Here is a 16,358-nt window from a genome sequence, read left to right as displayed (position 1 = left end):
ATGATGGAAGCCAACCACCACCGTTTCAGCGAGTTGTTCGCCCAGCTTGGCCTGCCGGCCGACCCGGCGGGCATCGCCACCTTCATCCAGCGCCATTCGCCGCTGTCGGCCAATGTATTGCTGGCCGAGGCACCGTTCTGGACCCCGGCCCAGGCCACGCTGTTGCGCGAGCAACTGCTGGTGGATGCCGATTGGGCGGAAGTGGTCGATCAGCTCAACGCCGCGCTGCGGGGCTGATCACAAGGCGCCGGGCCGGCCATCGCCCGTGCGTGCGTTGGCCTCGGCCGGCGCCATCGGTTCGGTCAGCAGGCGGATGCGGAACGCGGCGCCGGGTCCATCCGTGCGGTTGTCGGCTTCGAGCTTGCCGCCGTAGCGTTCCACCAGCCCCAGGCTGATCCACAAGCCCAGGCCGTTGCCATCGTTTTTGGTGGTGAAGAAAGGGCTGAACAGGCGCTCGCGCACGGCATTGCTCAGGCCGGGGCCTTGGTCTAACACCGAGATCACGGCGCCCTGGGGCTGGCCTGCATCGTCCAGCCAGTCGCGTGTCTCCAGCCTGAGTTCGCCACCTTCGGGCATGGCCTGGATGGCGTTGATCAGCAGGTTGATCACCACCTGTTGCAGTTCCTGCGGGTTGAAGCCCACACGCTGGGTGGCGCCGCAATCGCGGGTGACGCTGATGCGCCGCTGGTGCAGCAGGTGGCTCACCAGCACCAGGCAGGCATCCACTGTCTGCCGGGTGTCCAGCGTTTCGACGTAGCCCGCGTATTCGGTGGGGCGGGCGTATTGCAGCAGTTGCGTCACGATCAGGCGCATGCGCTCCACTTGCTGGTCCAGCAATTGGATTTCGGCCCGCACCGGTTCGGCTTGTGCGCCCAGTGTTTCGCGCATGAGGTCCAGGTTGCCCTGCATCACCGCGATGGGGTTGTTGATTTCGTGGGCGATGCTGGCGGTGAGCTGGCCGATGGCGGCGAGTTTTTCGCTCTTGACCAGTTGCTGCTGCGCCTGGCGCAGCGAAGCGTTGCTGGCGGCCAGCTCGCGCGTGCGCTCGGCCACCTTGAGGTCCAGCTCGTTGGCCCAGGCCTGCAGCGCACGGGTCTTGTCGTCGATGGTGTCGAGCAACTCGTCGAGGTGGGCCGCCAAGGCGCCGATTTCGTCGCGTGCCGCCACCACGCCCACGCGCGCGTTCGACTCACCCGACTCCACCCGGCGCATGGTCTGGTTCATCTGCTCCACGGGTTTGAAGATGCTGCGCGCCCAGCGCACCGAGAACACGGCGGCAGCCGCCATCACCGCGAGAAAGATCAGGCCGATCACGGCCACCATGGCGTAGCGCACCCAGCGGAACGGTTGTTCCAGGTAGCCCACGTACAACATGCCGATGCGCTGCTCGTCGGCATCGAGCAGCGGCTGGTAGGCGCTCACGTACCAGTCGTTGACCACAAAGGCGCGGTCCAGCCAGGTCTGGCCCTGGCCCAGCACCGCGTCGCGCACCGCTTGCGACACGCGTGTGCCCACGGCGCGCTGGTCCTGGAACAGGCGCACGTTGGTGGTGATGCGCACGTCGTCCAGGAACAGGGTGGCGGTGCCTTGGCTGCCAAAGGGCAGCGAGCCTTCGGGGTAGACGATGCGGTTGATGTGGTCGATGAAGTCCAGGTTCTGGTTGAGCATCAGGCCACCGCTGAGGACGCCCAGCAGCTGGCCGGCGTCGTCACGCACCGGCAGGGTGGACACCATCACCATGGCCCGGTCTTCAATGCTGCGTTCGGTGGGGGTGGCGTTGCGCGTTGGCACCAGCGGGATGCGCAGCCGGTCAGCCACTGCGGGCGCGATCTGCCGCATGGTCTCGGGGGGCAACAACACCAGGCGGGCAGCACTTTGTGGCATGGCGCCGCCGGGCAACGTGGCCGCCAGGGCCGGCGGGAGCGTGGGGCTGCCGGTGGGGTAGAAGTTCAGGAAGTCCAGCCGCAGCCGGTTGCGTTCCTGCGCCAGCAGGGTGTCGGTGGGCTGCTGTTCCGCCAGCGCGCGCACCAGCGCGTGGGATGCCGCCACGCCCCAGGTGCCCGAGCCCACTTCGCTGAGCACCTGTTCGAAGTAACCCTGTGCCACCGCCAGGTCGGCGCGCACCTTGGTGATCATCAGGCGGTCGTAGGCCACGTTGCTCCACAGCGTGAGGGCGAGCACCAGCAGCGGAAACACGACGGCCAGTGGCAGCAGCGCCATGGCCAGCAGCTTGTGGCGGATGGAGGCGGCCAGCCACGCGGGGCTGCGCCAGAAGTTCATGCGCTTTGCCACTCGGCCACACGCCGTTCCAGCGTGCGACGCGACACGCCCAGCAACTGCGCGGCCTTGGTCTTGTCCCCCTGCACCGATTCCAGCACGCTTTGGATGTGCCGTTTTTCCATGGTGTGCAGATCGGTCACGGGGGCATTCGCTGATGGCGTGCTGGGCAGTTGCGGGTACAGCGCCGAGACGTTGAGCTGCCCCAGGATCAGCGAGCGTTCGATCAGGTTGCGCAATTCGCGCACGTTGCCGGGCCAGTCGTATTGCGACAGGAAGCGTTGTTCGTCCTCGCTGATGGCGATGGGCTCCAGGCCCAGGGCGGGGCACAGCTCGCCCATGAAGTGGGCCACCAGCGCGGGGATGTCGGGCTTGTGGTCGCGCAACGGCGGCAGGCTCAGGTCCACCACCTGCAGCCGGTAGAACAGGTCGGCACGGAAGCGCCCGGCGGCCACTTCGTCGGCCAGGCGGCGGTTGGTGGCGGCCACGATGCGCACGTCCACCGGCACCAGCTGCTGGCTGCCGACGGGGCGGATGTGCAGGTCTTCGATGGTGCGCAGCAAGGTGGCCTGGATGGACAGCGGCAGCTCGGCCACCTCATCGAAAAACAGGGTGCCGCCCTGGGCGTAGTAAAACAGCCCGTCGCGCGAGCGGGTGGCGCCGGTGAAGGCGCCTTTGGCGTGGCCGAACAGCTCGCTTTCGATCAGCTCGGGCGAGACCGAGGCACAGTTCAATGGCACAAAGGGGCCGTTGGCGCGCGCGCTGCGGGCGTGCAGCTCGCGCGCCACCAGCTCTTTGCCCGTGCCCGACTCACCCTGCAGCAGCACGGTGCTGTTGACCGCCGCGAGGCGGTTGATCGCGTCGCGCAGGCGGGCCATGTCGGGCGACTCGCCGACCAGCGACGAACTGTCGCTGCGGCGCAGGCTGCAGTCGCGTTTGAGCACGAAGTTCTCGCGCGCCAGGCGGGCGCGCTCGAAGCTGTGTTTGACCGCGTTGAGGATTTGTGGCACCCGAAAGGGCTTGAGGATGAAGTCGGAGGCGCCCGCGCGCAGCGCCTCGATGGCGGTGTCCAGGTCGGCGAAGGCGGTGATCAGAATGACCTCACCCGAGAACCCTTGCTCGCGCAGCTCCTTGAGCCAGGCCACGCCGTTTTTGCCGGGCAGCGAAATGTCGAGCACGATGAGGTCGAAGTGCTGTTCGCGCAGCAGCGCTTCACCTTCTTCGGCGCTGCCTGCGCTTTCCACAAAGTGGCAACGTGGCGCCAGCGTCTTGACCAGGAAGTGGCGCATGCCCTGTTCGTCGTCCACCACGAGGATGGACCAGTTGGGCCAGCCGTCGGCGGTTTTGTCGGTGCCAAGTGGATAGGGGAGGGTTGCCACGGCGCTGGATTCTACGGAGGTATCCGTGTGAATCACTCGGCTATTGGCGAAATCCCCACAACCCACGACGCCGTGCAAACGCGACAAATTGTCGCGGTGTGCGCGACAAGCTGGCGGTTGGTTGGCGCGACATGGGCCACGCCCTGGCGATGGGGTGCTTGGGTGGGCCTGGCCTGTGAATTGCTTAGCGCGTGCCCGTTTTTTCACGCCTGCTCTTGTTGCAGCGCATCAATCCCGACGCTGCGGCGTCGCGCGACAAGTTCCCCGTGCAATCGGATCGCTGGCGCACTACAGTTCATGTTGTTATGAATGCCAAGCCATACGTGAGGTTGCGTGTGGCTGCCCACGCACATCCAGGAGACACGCATGCGAAAACCCGACCCGGCCCAGCCCCGCTCGCTCAACCGCCGTTCCCTGTTTGCCGGCGCCGGCACCCTGGGTGCCGTGGCCGCCGCAGCCACCTTGTTGCCCAGCGCGCCCGAGCTTGAAGCCCAGGTCGCGCCCGCTTTGCCCAAGCCCGAACGTGGCGGTGGCTACACCCTGACGGAACACGTCAAGCAGTACTACAAAACCACCCGCATCTGACGCTGCGGGCGAGGAGATCAACACCATGTTGCTGACCAAAAAAACCTCCGGCGGCGCGGGCTCCAGCTCGACCGCATTTGTGCACAGCCTGCGCCGTGGCTTGCAGAACGCCTTGCCCACGGTGGACCGCCGCAGCTTTCTGCGCCGCTCTGGCTTGGGGCTGGGCGTGGGCCTTGCGGCCACCCAGCTCACGCTGGTGAAAAAGGCCAAAGCGGCCACCGGTGGCTCCATTGACGGCACCGGCAAGATCGAGGTCAAACGCACCGTTTGCACCCATTGCTCGGTGGGCTGTGCCACCGACGCCATCGTGGAAAACGGCGTCTGGGTGCGCCAGGAGGCGGTGTTCGACTCGCCCATCAACCTGGGCGCCCACTGCGCCAAGGGCGCGGCCTTGCGTGAGCACGGCCACGGCGAGTACCGCCTGCGCTACCCAATGAAACTGGTCAACGGCAAGTACCAGCGCATCAGTTGGGACACCGCCCTGAACGAGATCACCGAGAAGATGAAAGAGTTGAAGGCCGCGAGTGGCCCCGACTCCGTGTACTTCGTTGGCTCGTCCAAACACAACAACGAGCAGGCCTACCTGCTGCGCAAGTTCGTGAGCTTCTGGGGCAGCAACAACTGCGACCACCAGGCGCGCATCTGCCACAGCACCACCGTGGCCGGTGTGGCCAACACCTGGGGCTACGGCGCCATGACCAACTCGTACAACGACATGCAGAACAGCAAGGTCGCTCTGTACATCGGCTCCAACGCCGCCGAGGCGCACCCTGTTTCGATGCTGCATATGCTGCACGCCAAGGAAACCGGCTGCAAGATGATTGTGGTCGATCCGCGTTTCACCCGCACGGCCGCCAAAGCCGACGAGTACGTGCGCATCCGCTCCGGCACCGACATCCCTTTCCTCTTCGGGTTGCTGTACCACATCTTCAAGAACGGCTGGGAGGACAAGCAGTACATCAACGACCGCGTCTATGGCATGGAGGCGGTGAAAGCCGACGTGTTGGCCAAGTGGACACCCGACAAGGTGGAAGAGGCCTGCGGTGTCAAGGAAGACCAGATGTTCAAGGTCGCCAAGATGCTGCACGACAACAACCCTGGCACCATCGTGTGGTGCATGGGCCAGACGCAGCACACCATTGGCAACGCCATGGTGCGGGCCTCGTGCATCCTGCAGCTGGCCCTGGGCAACGTGGGCAAAAGCGGTGGCGGCACCAACATCTTCCGTGGTCACGACAACGTGCAGGGCGCCACCGACGTCGGCCCCAACCCCGATTCGCTGCCCGGCTACTACGGCCTGGCCGCCGGCTCGTGGAAACACTTCGCCGCCACCTGGGGCGTGGACTACGAGTGGATCAAGAAGCAGTACGCCGAAGGCATGATGGAAAAGCCCGGCATCACCGTGTCGCGCTGGATCGACGGTGTGCTGGAGAACAACGAGGCCATCGACCAGACCAGCAACCTGCGCGGTGTGTTCTTCTGGGGCCACGCGCCCAACTCGCAAACGCGGGGTCTGGAAATGAAGCGGGCCATGGACAAGCTGGACCTGCTGGTGGTGGTCGACCCCTATCCTTCGGCCACGGCCGCCATGGCCGCCATGCCGGGCAAGCCCGAAGACCTCAACCCCAAGCGCGCGGTGTACCTGTTGCCGGCGGCCACGCAGTTTGAGACCAGCGGCTCGTGTACCGCGTCCAACCGTTCGCTGCAATGGCGCGAGAAAGTGATCGAGCCGCTGTGGGAGAGCCGCAGCGACCACATGATCATGTACCAGTTCGCGCAGAAGCTGGGCTTCGACAAGGAGCTCTGCAAGAACTACAAGATGCAGAAGGTCAAGGGCATGGACGAGCCCGTGCCCGAGGACATCCTGCGCGAGATCAACAAGTGTGTGTGGACCATCGGCTACACCGGCCAGAGCCCGGAACGCCTGAAGGCCCACATGCGCAACATGCACGCGTTTGACGTCAAGACGCTCAAGTGCAAAGGCTCGGTGGTGGACAAGGAAACCGGCTACGACATGAGCGGTGACTACTTTGGCTTGCCCTGGCCTTGCTACGGCACGCCCGAGCTCAAGCACCCGGGCACCGCCAACCTGTACGACACCTCGCGCCACGTGATGGACGGTGGCGGCAACTTCCGCGCCAACTTTGGTGTGGAGCGCGAAGGCGTGAGCCTGCTGGCGGGTGACGGCTCGCACTCCATGGGTGCCGACATCACCACCGGCTACCCCGAACTGGACCACGTGCTGCTCAAGAAGTTGGGCTGGTGGGACGAACTCACCGACGCCGAAAAGACCGCTGCCGAAGGCAAGAACTGGAAGACCGATCCGTCGGGAGGCCAGATCCGGGTGTTCATGAAGAACCACGGCTGCCACCCGTTTGGTAACGCCAAGGCGCGTGCCGTCGTGTGGAACTTCCCCGACGCCATCCCGCAGCACCGCGAGCCCATTTACGGCACGCGTCCCGACCTGGTGGCCAAGTACCCCAGCCACGACGACCAGAAGAACCGCTGGCGCCTGCCCATCCTCTACAAGTCGCTGCAGACCAAGAACGTGGAGGACAAGCTGCACGAGAAATTCCCGTTCATCATGACCTCGGGCCGCTTGGTCGAGTACGAGGGCGGTGGCGAGGAAACCCGCTCCAACCCCTGGCTGGCCGAGCTGCAGCAGGAGATGTTTGTCGAACTCAACCCGGCAGCCGCTTCTGCGCGTGGCATCCGCAACGGCGAACGGGTGTGGGTCAGCACCCCCACCGGCGCGCGCTTGAATGTGCAGGCGCTGGTGACCGAGCGTGTGGGCCCCGACACCGTGTTCCTGCCCTTCCACTTCTCGGGCCGCTGGCAGGGCCAGGACATGAAGGCTTTCTACCCCGACGGCGCCATGCCCGTGGTGCGCGGTGAAGCCATCAACACCGCCACCACCTACGGTTACGACATCGTGACCATGATGCAAGAAACCAAGACGACGATCTGCAACGTCGAAAAAGCGTAAGGAGACACAGACATGGCTCGAATGAAATTCATCTGTGACGCCGAGCGCTGCATCGAATGCAACGGCTGCGTCACCGCCTGCAAAAACGAACACGAGGTGCCCTGGGGCGTGAACCGCCGCCGTGTGGTCACGCTCAACGACGGTGTGCCTGGTGAAAAGTCCATCTCGGTGGCCTGCATGCACTGCAGCGACGCGCCCTGCATGGCGGTCTGCCCGGTCAACTGCTTCTACCGCACCGACGAAGGTGTGGTGTTGCACGACAAGGACGTCTGCATCGGCTGTGGCTACTGCTCGTACGCCTGCCCGTTCGGTGCGCCTCAGTTCCCGTCGCAAGGCACGTTTGGTGTGCGCGGCAAGATGGACAAGTGCACCTTCTGCGCCGGTGGCCCTGAGGAACACGGCAGCCAGAGCGAGTTCGAAAAATACGGTCGCAACCGCCTGGCCGAGGGCAAGCTGCCGGCCTGCGCCGAGATGTGCTCGACCAAGGCCCTGCTGGCCGGCGACGGCGACGTGGTCGCCGACATTTTCCGCACCCGCGTGATTCAGCGTGGCAAAGGCGCTGAGGTGTGGGGCTGGGGCACGGCCTACGGCAGCAAGCCGGGCGCACAAACCAACGGAGCGAAGTCATGAACACGCGACACTTTTCGCTGGCGTTTGCCGCCACCGCTGTGCTGGCCTTGACCGCCTGCGGCGAACAACCGCAGGCCATGGGCGGCGTCAAAAGCGACCAGGCCCCGTACACCGGCGTTGGCAAGAGCCAATACGCCCACACTGGCTGGACGGCCGGCGACAAGGGCAGCTGGGAGCAGCAGCTCAAGGCACGCGCCCAATACGGCCAGAACGAGTACACCCGCACCACTGCCAAGTGAAGGAGCCTTCCATGAACCGGACAAGCAGATGGACGGGCTGGCTGGCGGCGGGGGTGTTGGCGCTGGCTTCGTTGGGTGCCAGTGCCCAGACCCCGCCCAGCGCCGCACCCGGCGTGGCGGGCGTTCAAAGCGCCAACATCTTCGAGGTGGCGCCCGATGCAGCCACCGATCCCAACTACGACAAACAAACCAACGCCGAACGTGCTCAGGTGCAACCGGGCAACAACGCGCCCATGTGGCGCGCGGTGGGGCAGGGCAGCACCGGCGTCACCAACTTTCCCTACGCCGAATACGGCACGCTGATCCAGCCCTTTGTGCAGTACCCCGGTTCGCGGCTGACCAACGCGGGCGAGGCCTGGCGCCAGGTGCGCAACCATTGGCTCATTCCCTACGGCGGCTCGCTGCTGCTGATCGTGCTGCTGGCCATTGGCCTGTTTTACTGGCGCAAAGGCACGCTGCAATTGCACGGCGCTGAGACGGGGCGGCAGATCGAGCGGTTCACCGCTTTCGAGCGGGCCGCGCACTGGGCCAACGCGTTTGCTTTTGTGGCCTTGGCGGTTTCGGGCATCGTCATGGCCTTCGGCAAGTTTTTCATCTTGCCCGTCATTGGCACCACGCTGTTCGGTTGGCTGACCTACGCGCTGAAGAACCTGCACAACTTTGTCGGCCCGCTGTTTGCGGTGTCGCTGCTGGTGGTGATCGTCACTTTCGTGAAGGACAACCTGCCGGCCAAGGAGGACATCAACTGGCTGCTCAAAGGTGGTGGGTTGCTGGGCGGGCACGAAGTGCCGTCGCACCGCTTCAACGCGGGTGAGAAGGTGCTGTTCTGGGGCGGTGTGTTCCTGTTCGGCCTCGTCGTGGTGGGCTCGGGCCTCGTGCTCGACAAACTGGTGCCTGGCCTGGCCTACTTCCGCAGCGACATGCAGATCGCCCACATGATTCACCTGGCTGCGGCGGTGGTGATGATGGCCATGTTCATGGGTCACATCTACATGGGCACGGTGGGCATGAGCGGCGCCTACAAGGCGATGAAGACCGGCTACGTGGACGAGACCTGGGCCAAGGAACACCACGAACTCTGGTATGACGACATCAAGGCCGGCAAGATCCCGGCGCAGCGCAGCGCACCATCTGCCGACGCCTCGGGGCAAGTGGCCAAGGCCTGACCCACCTCTTTCGGAGCACACGCATGAAACCGATCCTGTTGATCGCCCTGATGACCGTGGCGCTGAGCGCCCAGGCCAAGTTGCCGGCGCCTGCGCCCATGGACGACGCGGCCAAAGCCAAGGCCGAAGAAGCCAAGGCCAAGGCGGCGCACGCCACCAAAGTGGACAACTACAAGTTGTGCAAGTCCATGGACGTGGCGGTCGCCCACTACGTCAAGACGGCCGGCGCCAAGGCCACCAAGCCATCCGACAAGGCGCCCGCTTGCGTGGACCCCGGGCCGTTCACGGGCGCACCCGCTGCCGCACCGGCCACGTCGCCCGCCAAAAAGTCCTGATACCCTGCGCGCATGAACGCCCGCCTGCCCGATTCGGTTGCCGCCCTCACCACGCGCGATCTGCCCCGCCTGACGCAGGCGCGGGTGCCGCTCACGCGTGCCATTGAGGTGCGCAACGAATTCGGCGACACCCACACCATCTCCATCCCCGCCGAGCGCGACCTCACGGTCTACGTGGACAAACGCGAGCTGGTCACGCTCATGACCCTGGGTGGTTATCCGGAGTGGCTGGTGCTGGGCTACCTGCTCAACCAGCGCCTGGTGGCTTCGGCCGAAGAGGTCGAGTCCATCACGGTGGACTGGGACGTGGGCTCGGCCGCGGTGAAAACCCGCCACGGCATCGACCGCATCGAGGAACGCACCGCCAAGCGTGTGGTCACCACCGGGTGTGGCCAGGGCAGCGTGTTCGGCGCGTTGATGGACGACGTGGACAAAATCCAGCTGCCCGAAGGCGCGGAGCTGCGCCAGTCCGAGCTGTATGGCGTGGTGGACACCATCCGCCAGATGCAGAGCACCTACAAGGCGGCGGGTTCGGTGCATGGCTGTGCGCTGTTCCGTGGCGCCGAGCTGCTCAGTTTTGTGGAAGACGTGGGCCGGCACAACGCGGTGGACAGCATCGCCGGCTGGATGGCCCTGCAAGACCCAACCGACATGGTGGGAGACGACAAGGTGTTCTACACCACTGGGCGCCTCACCAGCGAGATGGTCATCAAGGCCGCGCAGATGGGCGTGCCGGTGGTGGTGTCGCGCAGCGGCATCACGCAGATGGGGCTGGAGGTGGCGCAACGTGTCGGCCTGTGTGCCATCGGCCGTGCCACCAACAAACGTTTCCTGTGTTTCACCCACCCGCAGCGCCTGCTGCTGGACGCGGTGCCGCCAAAAGTGTCCTGAATCCTTGCGTCACAGCTTGTGGCCACCGACCGAAAACGGAACTGAGCGTGCCTGGGGTCAGTTGGTGCGCGACATCGGAAAGATGCTGCGCTCCAATGTCTCAGAACCGCCCGGAACGGGCGGCAAGGTCACTGGCCGTCTGGTTCAGTCGTCCTTGTGCGTGAACCTTTGCCAACTGTCACCATTTCGATCCAGAGTTTGTTGACAAAGTCTCGGTCGAGCAGAAGCCAGATGAGCGCAGGAACCAGGGGGGTGAGGACCAAGACACCCAGTTGATCGAAGTAGGCGATGACCTCCAGCATCCAACGCGAGATGTCGGCTTGGATGTGGGTTTCCGTGCCCCTGATCAGCACCGATTTGCGCAGCCAGTGAAAGCACATGCTGAAGACTTGGGACGGCACGATGATCAGTGTGCCGAGAGCCATCTTTTTCCATAAGCCTGTCGGATGTGACGCAATCATCAGCGCCCAGAACAGAACAAGCCCATACCCGAAGGTGCGGTAGTCCACTTCTGGAGTGAGATAGGCGAGCACCAAGCGGTTGCCTTGTGTGCCCCAAATGTTCAGTGAGGTGATGAGCGTGCCCACCGTCTCGTGGCGCTCAAAGCCTGAAACCCATGGGAAGGTCCAATCCATTGCGTGACCGGCAAGGTAAATGACCGGTGCGCTCAGGTAGGGTGAGAGGTAGTACCAGGGGATGATCAGCCCAATCAGGGCCAGCATGCTTCTGATCAAGAAGCTGGACAGGCGATTAGGCGGCAAGGGTGGCGCCTTTGTGCTTGGCTACAACACGAATCCACAACATCCACACCACCAGCACATCCAGCATGATCAGCGCCTGCCATAGGTAGATGTGAGCGAAATCGAACACATCCTTGTTCCATTGGGCGAGGTAGTAAAGGCTGATCACGCGCAGTAAATTCACGCCCTGTATGGCGACAAAACCGATCAATATGCCGGCAACCTTGAAGCGCCATGGCGCCGGGAAGGCAAGGACGCCGGCAACCAGGATGATCACGGCTTCCACGCCGTTGCAGCCCGCCTCGATGGATACGCCAAAGCCCGTGGCGCGGCTCTGAATGACGCGGCCATGGCTGAACACGTCCGCATCAACTGTGGACATGATTGTGGCGCTGATTTGGGCGAGCAGGTTGGTCCAGGGGTGGATCACCGCCGTGCGCACGGGGTGAAGCATCTCAAAGCCGAACAGGCAGGCCAAGACCGCAACGAAGACGAGGGCAAATCGCCACATTTTCATTTGCCGGCCGCAAGCGGCAGACCCTCTTGATCGGGTACTGATGTCTTGGCCATCAAGATTTCAATGCCCTTGCTGACGACGCCGCCTCCTGTGCGAGAGAGATGCTCAACAGTTTGAGCCCGCAGGCTCACCGAGATTTTGAGCTTGCGTTCGCCAGGCGGTTTTGGTTTGCGTCCACGTTTGAACCCCATTGTGGATTCGGTTTTGCCGATAGTCATGCAGCAATTTTGGTATGACCAAAAAGCAAAATCAAGTCTGTTGATTCTTTGTTTGTATACCTCTCGCACGTCGCGCGCGCCACGCGAGCTCGAACGAGGGTTGGGGTGTTGTTTTATTAACAATTAACATTTGAATTGCTGATGAATTGTCTCATATGCAGTAGATTGACTTGGCGCTTTTTGTGAAACTGGACGCGAATAAAATTAACAATAGTCAGGGGTGGGGGAATGAAAAACGCTGTTTTGGCGGGCTGGGCCCGAAGGTACTTGCTGCCCGTTTTGGGGCTTTTTTTGGTATCCGGGGCAGCTTTGGCGCAGTCGGCCGACCTGGTGGTCAACCATTCGGACTCCCCCGATCCCGGTCCTGCCGGCGGCGTTTTCACTTACACCTTGCGGGTGGACAACAACGGGCCGAATTTGGCCACGGGCGTCACTTTGGCGGACGTGCTGCCTCCCGGGTCGGTGTTCGAGAGTGTCAACACCACGGCGGGCTCTTGTAGCCACGCCGCTGGCGCGGTCAACTGCACCCTGGGGGACATTGCCTTTCTGGCCAGCCAGACCGTGACGATCAACGTGCGCCTGCCTTCGGCAGGGGTCTGGACCAACACGGCCACCGCCAGCAGCGCGGTGACGGACCCGAACCCAAGCAACAACGTCAACAACGCCCAGAGCACCACGGCTTTGCAGGCTGCCGACTTGTTGCTGACGGCAACGCCATCGGATGGCAATGTGGTTGCTGGGCAGTTGTATTCCTACACACTTGATGTCTACAACAGTGGCCCGGACGCGGTTCTGGGTCGGCAGATCATCACGTTCACCGTGCCGCCGGGATCTTCCATCACAGCCGCACCTTCTGGCGTTGGGTGGGTTTGCTCGCCGCTCACGGGTTACCCCTTGAGTGCGGGCGACATCACTTGCACGCGAGAACAACCGCTGGCAAGCGGGCAAACGGCAGAGCCCCTGCTTGTGCCGGCCACGGCCAATCTGGATGGAACGGTCACGGCTGCCTTTGCTGTGGCCGGCTTCCGGCCGGATGGATCGCCCATGCCAGACGCCAACCTGAACAACAACACGGTGTCAGAAAGTGTGACCTCTGGTCCGGGGGCTGATGTGAGCATCACCAAGGTGGCGGATGCCACTGCGGTGGTTCAGGGGGGAACCGTGGTCTACACCCTCACGCCGCGCCTCAATGGCGGCCTCAGCTTGGTGGGACAGCAAATTGTGGTGACCGATACGCTTGACCCCGGGTTGACGTTTGTGTCGGCCAGTGGCTCGGGTTGGACTTGCGACGCGACCATTACCTGTGTGCGACCTGGGTATGACGGGGGCAACTTCACCAACATGCCGCCCATCACGGTGACTGCCGTGGCCAATGGGAGCGCGAACCTGATCAACACGACTTCGGTGAGTTCGCCCTTGGTCGATCCGATTCCGGGCAACAACGATGCCTCAGTCGCGGTGTTCTCTGGTAGTGCGACCGACTTGCGAATGGTGAAGGGCGTCAGCCCTTCGCCCTACATCCTGCCGAACGTCGAGTTTGAGTATCAGTTGTATGCCAACAACTTGGGTCCGCTGGCGTTGCCTGCCGGCCAGCTCATTACGGTGACCGACACGGTGCCTGCGGGGGTGACGCTTAAGCGCATTTCATCGGCGCCAGGGTGGACATGTGATGCTTTGCCCGTGACAGGGCCCGGAACATGGTCGTGCACGGGCGCGCCTGCGATCAATGTTGGCGCTAACACGCCTTTTATTCGAGTCGTGGCTGAGGTTGATGGAGAGGGTTCTTACACAAACGGCGTGTGCCTCGCGCTCGGCGCAGGCGGCGCGGACCGTGTGGACCCCAATGCGGCGAACGATTGCGCCACACGGGCTGTCACAAGCAATTCGAGCATCGCAGCGGATCTGCGGGTCGTCTCCAAGACCTCTTCGCCGTCCGTGGCGGCGGTAGGCGAAAACGTCACTTACGTGATCACAGTTGAAAACCTGGGCCCATCCGCTGCCTCGGCGCAGGTGCGCGACAGTTTGAGCCGCCTGATGGAGGTTGGTGGTTTTCAGTCAGCAACACCGTCGCGAGGAACCTGCTCGGCCAACCAGGTGACGACGACTTCGCGTTGGCTTCAGTGTGACATCGGCGTGCTTCAGCCCGGTGAAACGGCGACGGTGACTGTGGTGGTTCGGCACAACGAGACGGCTGCGCCCAGCTACACCAACACGGCTGAAGTGACTTCGTGGTCTAACCCCGACCCGAATCCTGCCAACAACACGGGCAGTGTTGTTACGGCGTTTGAAAACAAGTCTGACTTGGTGGTGGCCAAGACAGCCACACCCTCAACGATTCCGGCCGGCGCGCCCATCACCTTTGTGTCTTCTATCAGCAACGGCGGCACCCTCCCGGCCGATAACGTGCAGATGAACGATGCCCTGCCGGCAAATGCCACCTTCATGGATGTGGTTGCGGTCAGCGGCGGCGGTATGTGTGTTCCTGTGGCGCCCGGCGCCATGGGGGGCACCTTGCAGTGCAGCTGGGCACAAATTGCGCCGGGCGTGCAGCAGACGGTCACCTATCGCATGCGCCCTCTGGCGTCTGCCATAGGTGGTGTGGTGATCAACAGCGTGGCTGCCACAACAACCACGGCCGAAATCACCACCGCCAACAACAGTGCGCAGACCTCCACGCCTGTGACGCCCGCCGAGCTGGACATTCTGGTGAACAAGGTCGATAGCGTCGATCCGCTGAACCTGGGGGCGTCCACCGTTTACACGATCACGGTCACCAACAGTGGTCCGTCGTATGGGACGAATGTCGTGATGACCGATGTTTTTCCCGCGCCCGGATCTACCCCAACGGCAACCTTCAGTTACCAGGGTGAACTGACCGCGAGCGCTGGCGGGGTGTGTACGGAGCCCGCCATCGGGGTCACGAGCGGCACCCTGAGCTGCTCTTTCCCGGGCCTGGCCAGCGGCGCGTCGGCAGTTGTGACCTACAAGATGACGGCCGAGGCGCTCTTGATCGCTGGTGCAAACACCGGTACGGCCTTCAACGCTGTGTCTGTGAGTGTGGATGAGGTTGAGACGCTCACAGCCAACAACCAGGTGGTGCACGACACGACCACGCGCCGCTTCGCAGTGGCAACCGATCTTTCGGTGGTCAAGACCGCTCCTGCGGGCCCCGTGGCGCCTGGATCTGATGTGTCTTATGCCGTCACTGTGACCAACAATGGGCCCATGGTCAGTGATGGTGCACAGGTGATGGACACGCTGCCTGACGGTTTGACGTTCTTGTCGGCAAATGGCTGTATTTTGGACGACCGCCAGGTGTTTTGTCCCCTGGGGGTGCTGGCGGTCGGCGCATCACGCACCTTCACGATCAATGCACAGTTGAGTTCGCCCTATCTGGGTGCTCGCCCGCTGGTGAACACAGCCATGGTGGACGCCCCTGGCGACACAGACAGTTCGAACAACAGTTCAAGCGCATCCACGGTGGTGTCTGAGAATCCGCCGCCTGTTGATCCCGCACCTCCCGGTGGTGGCAACGTGGTCGACATTCCAACCCTGTCGGAGTGGGGGCTGATTTTCCTTGCATTGTTGTTGGGTTGGGTCACCTACAAGCAGGCGGGGCCTGCCCTTGCCCCGCGCAGACGTTGACGGGTGGGGTGGGGGCGGGTGATGGCCGCAGGACATGCGACTCAAGCATTGTCTTAAACTCGTCGGCCCACCTGCGAGGCCGCCATGAGCACACGACAAGTCCACCTGATCGACCACCCCCTGGTGCAGCACAAGCTCACGCTGATGCGCCAGAAAGACACCAGCACCAAAAGCTTCCGCCAGCTGGTGCACGAACTCAGCGCCCTGCTGGCCTATGAGGTCACGCGCGACATGCCCATGCAGGAGATCGAGATCGAGACGCCGCTGGAGACCATGAAATCTCGCGTGATCGATGGCAAGAAGATTGTGCTGGCCTCCATACTGCGGGCCGGCAACGGTTTCCTGGATGGCATGCTGGAGGTGGTGCCCAACGCGCGCGTGGGCCACATCGGCCTGTACCGCGACCCGAAAACCCTGCAGGCGGTGGAGTATTACTTCAAGATGCCCAGTGGCATGGACGAGCGCGATGTGATTGTGCTCGACCCCATGCTGGCCACCGGCAACTCCGCCGTGGCCGCTGTGGACCGCCTGAAGCAGACCAAGCCGCGCTCCATCCGCTTTGTGTGCCTGGTGACCTGCCCCGAAGGCCTCAAGACCTTCCACGACCACCACCCCGACGTGCCGGTGTACACCCCGGCGGTGGACCGTGGCTTGAACGACCACGGCTACATCGTCCCCGGCCTGGGCGATGCGGGTGACCGGATCTTTGGCACGAAATAAGACCACCCCCGTCGCTTGCCCGCTGCGCGT

15 protein-coding genes are annotated in these 16,358 nt (G+C 63.4%); 10 read left to right on the top strand and 5 right to left on the bottom strand.

Annotated elements, in window-relative coordinates:
- Positions 1-3: 3 nt before the first annotated feature.
- The gene (locus tag ACFQPB_RS11095) at positions 4-237 is read left to right on the top strand and encodes a DUF2789 domain-containing protein (RefSeq protein WP_382223062.1); all 234 of its coding nucleotides are present in this window, start codon (positions 4-6) and stop codon (positions 235-237) included.
- On the opposite strand, the gene ACFQPB_RS11090 is transcribed toward ACFQPB_RS11095, so the two are convergent.
- Together ACFQPB_RS11090 and ACFQPB_RS11085 are read right to left on the bottom strand one after the other, a co-directional pair.
- Positions 238-2,280 (bottom strand): sensor histidine kinase, encoded by a 2,043-nt coding sequence (locus ACFQPB_RS11090; protein WP_382223059.1) that lies wholly within the window; start codon positions 2,278-2,280, stop codon positions 238-240.
- Positions 2,277-3,656: a sigma-54-dependent transcriptional regulator gene (locus ACFQPB_RS11085; protein ID WP_382223056.1), complete on the bottom strand. Its 1,380-nt coding sequence runs from the start codon at positions 3,654-3,656 to the stop codon at positions 2,277-2,279. Before ACFQPB_RS11085 ends, ACFQPB_RS11090 begins: the two co-directional genes overlap by 4 nt.
- Positions 3,657-4,022: 366 nt before the next feature.
- Here ACFQPB_RS11085 and ACFQPB_RS11080 point away from each other — a divergent pair, with 366 nt between their 5' ends.
- Genes ACFQPB_RS11080 through ACFQPB_RS11050 form a run of 7 tightly spaced genes read left to right on the top strand, consistent with a single transcriptional unit; the run spans position 4,023 to position 10,488 of the window.
- A complete protein-coding gene (locus ACFQPB_RS11080) occupies positions 4,023-4,241 on the top strand; it encodes a formate dehydrogenase (RefSeq protein ID WP_382223053.1) in 219 nt (72 codons plus the stop codon).
- A gap of 25 nt (positions 4,242-4,266) precedes the next feature.
- The gene (locus ACFQPB_RS11075; protein WP_382223050.1) at positions 4,267-7,227 is read left to right on the top strand and encodes a formate dehydrogenase subunit alpha; all 2,961 of its coding nucleotides are present in this window, start codon (positions 4,267-4,269) and stop codon (positions 7,225-7,227) included.
- 12 nt (positions 7,228-7,239) lie between these two features.
- Entirely contained in the window at positions 7,240-7,857 is a 618-nt protein-coding gene (gene fdh3B / locus ACFQPB_RS11070; RefSeq protein ID WP_382203300.1) for a formate dehydrogenase FDH3 subunit beta, read from the top strand.
- Positions 7,854-8,096 carry a hypothetical protein gene (locus ACFQPB_RS11065; protein ID WP_382223047.1) on the top strand — a complete coding sequence of 81 codons (243 nt, stop codon included), beginning with the start codon at positions 7,854-7,856 and terminating at the stop codon, positions 8,094-8,096. Before fdh3B ends, ACFQPB_RS11065 begins: the two co-directional genes overlap by 4 nt.
- 11 nt (positions 8,097-8,107) lie before the next feature.
- A complete protein-coding gene (locus tag ACFQPB_RS11060; RefSeq protein WP_382223044.1) occupies positions 8,108-9,262 on the top strand; it encodes a formate dehydrogenase subunit gamma in 1,155 nt (384 codons plus the stop codon).
- A gap of 23 nt (positions 9,263-9,285) precedes the next feature.
- Positions 9,286-9,597 carry a hypothetical protein gene (locus tag ACFQPB_RS11055; RefSeq protein WP_382223041.1) on the top strand — a complete coding sequence of 104 codons (312 nt, stop codon included), beginning with the start codon at positions 9,286-9,288 and terminating at the stop codon, positions 9,595-9,597.
- Between the two features lie 12 nt (positions 9,598-9,609).
- Positions 9,610-10,488, top strand: a complete 879-nt coding sequence (locus ACFQPB_RS11050; RefSeq protein WP_382223038.1) for a formate dehydrogenase accessory sulfurtransferase FdhD — start codon at positions 9,610-9,612, stop codon at positions 10,486-10,488.
- Positions 10,489-10,616: 128 nt separating this feature from the next.
- Here the strand turns inward: ACFQPB_RS11050 and ACFQPB_RS11045 are convergent, their stop codons facing one another.
- From ACFQPB_RS11045 to ACFQPB_RS11035, 3 genes are read right to left on the bottom strand one after another with little or no spacing between them, the layout of a single operon-like run.
- Entirely contained in the window at positions 10,617-11,222 is a 606-nt protein-coding gene (locus ACFQPB_RS11045; RefSeq protein WP_382223334.1) for an exosortase H-associated membrane protein, read from the bottom strand.
- A 16-nt stretch (positions 11,223-11,238) separates the two neighbouring features.
- On the bottom strand, positions 11,239-11,739 hold the full coding sequence (gene xrtH, locus ACFQPB_RS11040; RefSeq protein WP_382223331.1) for an exosortase H: 501 nt from the start codon (positions 11,737-11,739) through the stop codon (positions 11,239-11,241).
- Positions 11,740-11,741: 2 nt separating this feature from the next.
- A complete protein-coding gene (locus tag ACFQPB_RS11035) occupies positions 11,742-11,963 on the bottom strand; it encodes a hypothetical protein (RefSeq protein ID WP_382223035.1) in 222 nt (73 codons plus the stop codon).
- Between the two features lie 228 nt (positions 11,964-12,191).
- Between ACFQPB_RS11035 and ACFQPB_RS11030 the strand changes: the two genes are divergently transcribed.
- Both ACFQPB_RS11030 and upp read left to right on the top strand, forming a co-directional pair.
- Positions 12,192-15,608 carry an IPTL-CTERM sorting domain-containing protein gene (locus ACFQPB_RS11030; protein WP_382223032.1) on the top strand — a complete coding sequence of 1,139 codons (3,417 nt, stop codon included), beginning with the start codon at positions 12,192-12,194 and terminating at the stop codon, positions 15,606-15,608.
- An 84-nt stretch (positions 15,609-15,692) separates the two neighbouring features.
- A complete protein-coding gene (gene upp, locus ACFQPB_RS11025) occupies positions 15,693-16,328 on the top strand; it encodes a uracil phosphoribosyltransferase (protein WP_382203310.1) in 636 nt (211 codons plus the stop codon).
- Positions 16,329-16,358 lie beyond the last annotated feature (30 nt).

The sequence above is a fragment of the Hydrogenophaga atypica genome (assembly GCF_042665215.1).
In the GTDB taxonomy this organism is placed as follows: Bacteria; Pseudomonadota; Gammaproteobacteria; order Burkholderiales; family Burkholderiaceae_C; genus Hydrogenophaga; species Hydrogenophaga defluvii_A.
Note: the sequence above shows the minus strand (reverse complement) of the source record. Positions and strands in the feature narration are given on the sequence as shown.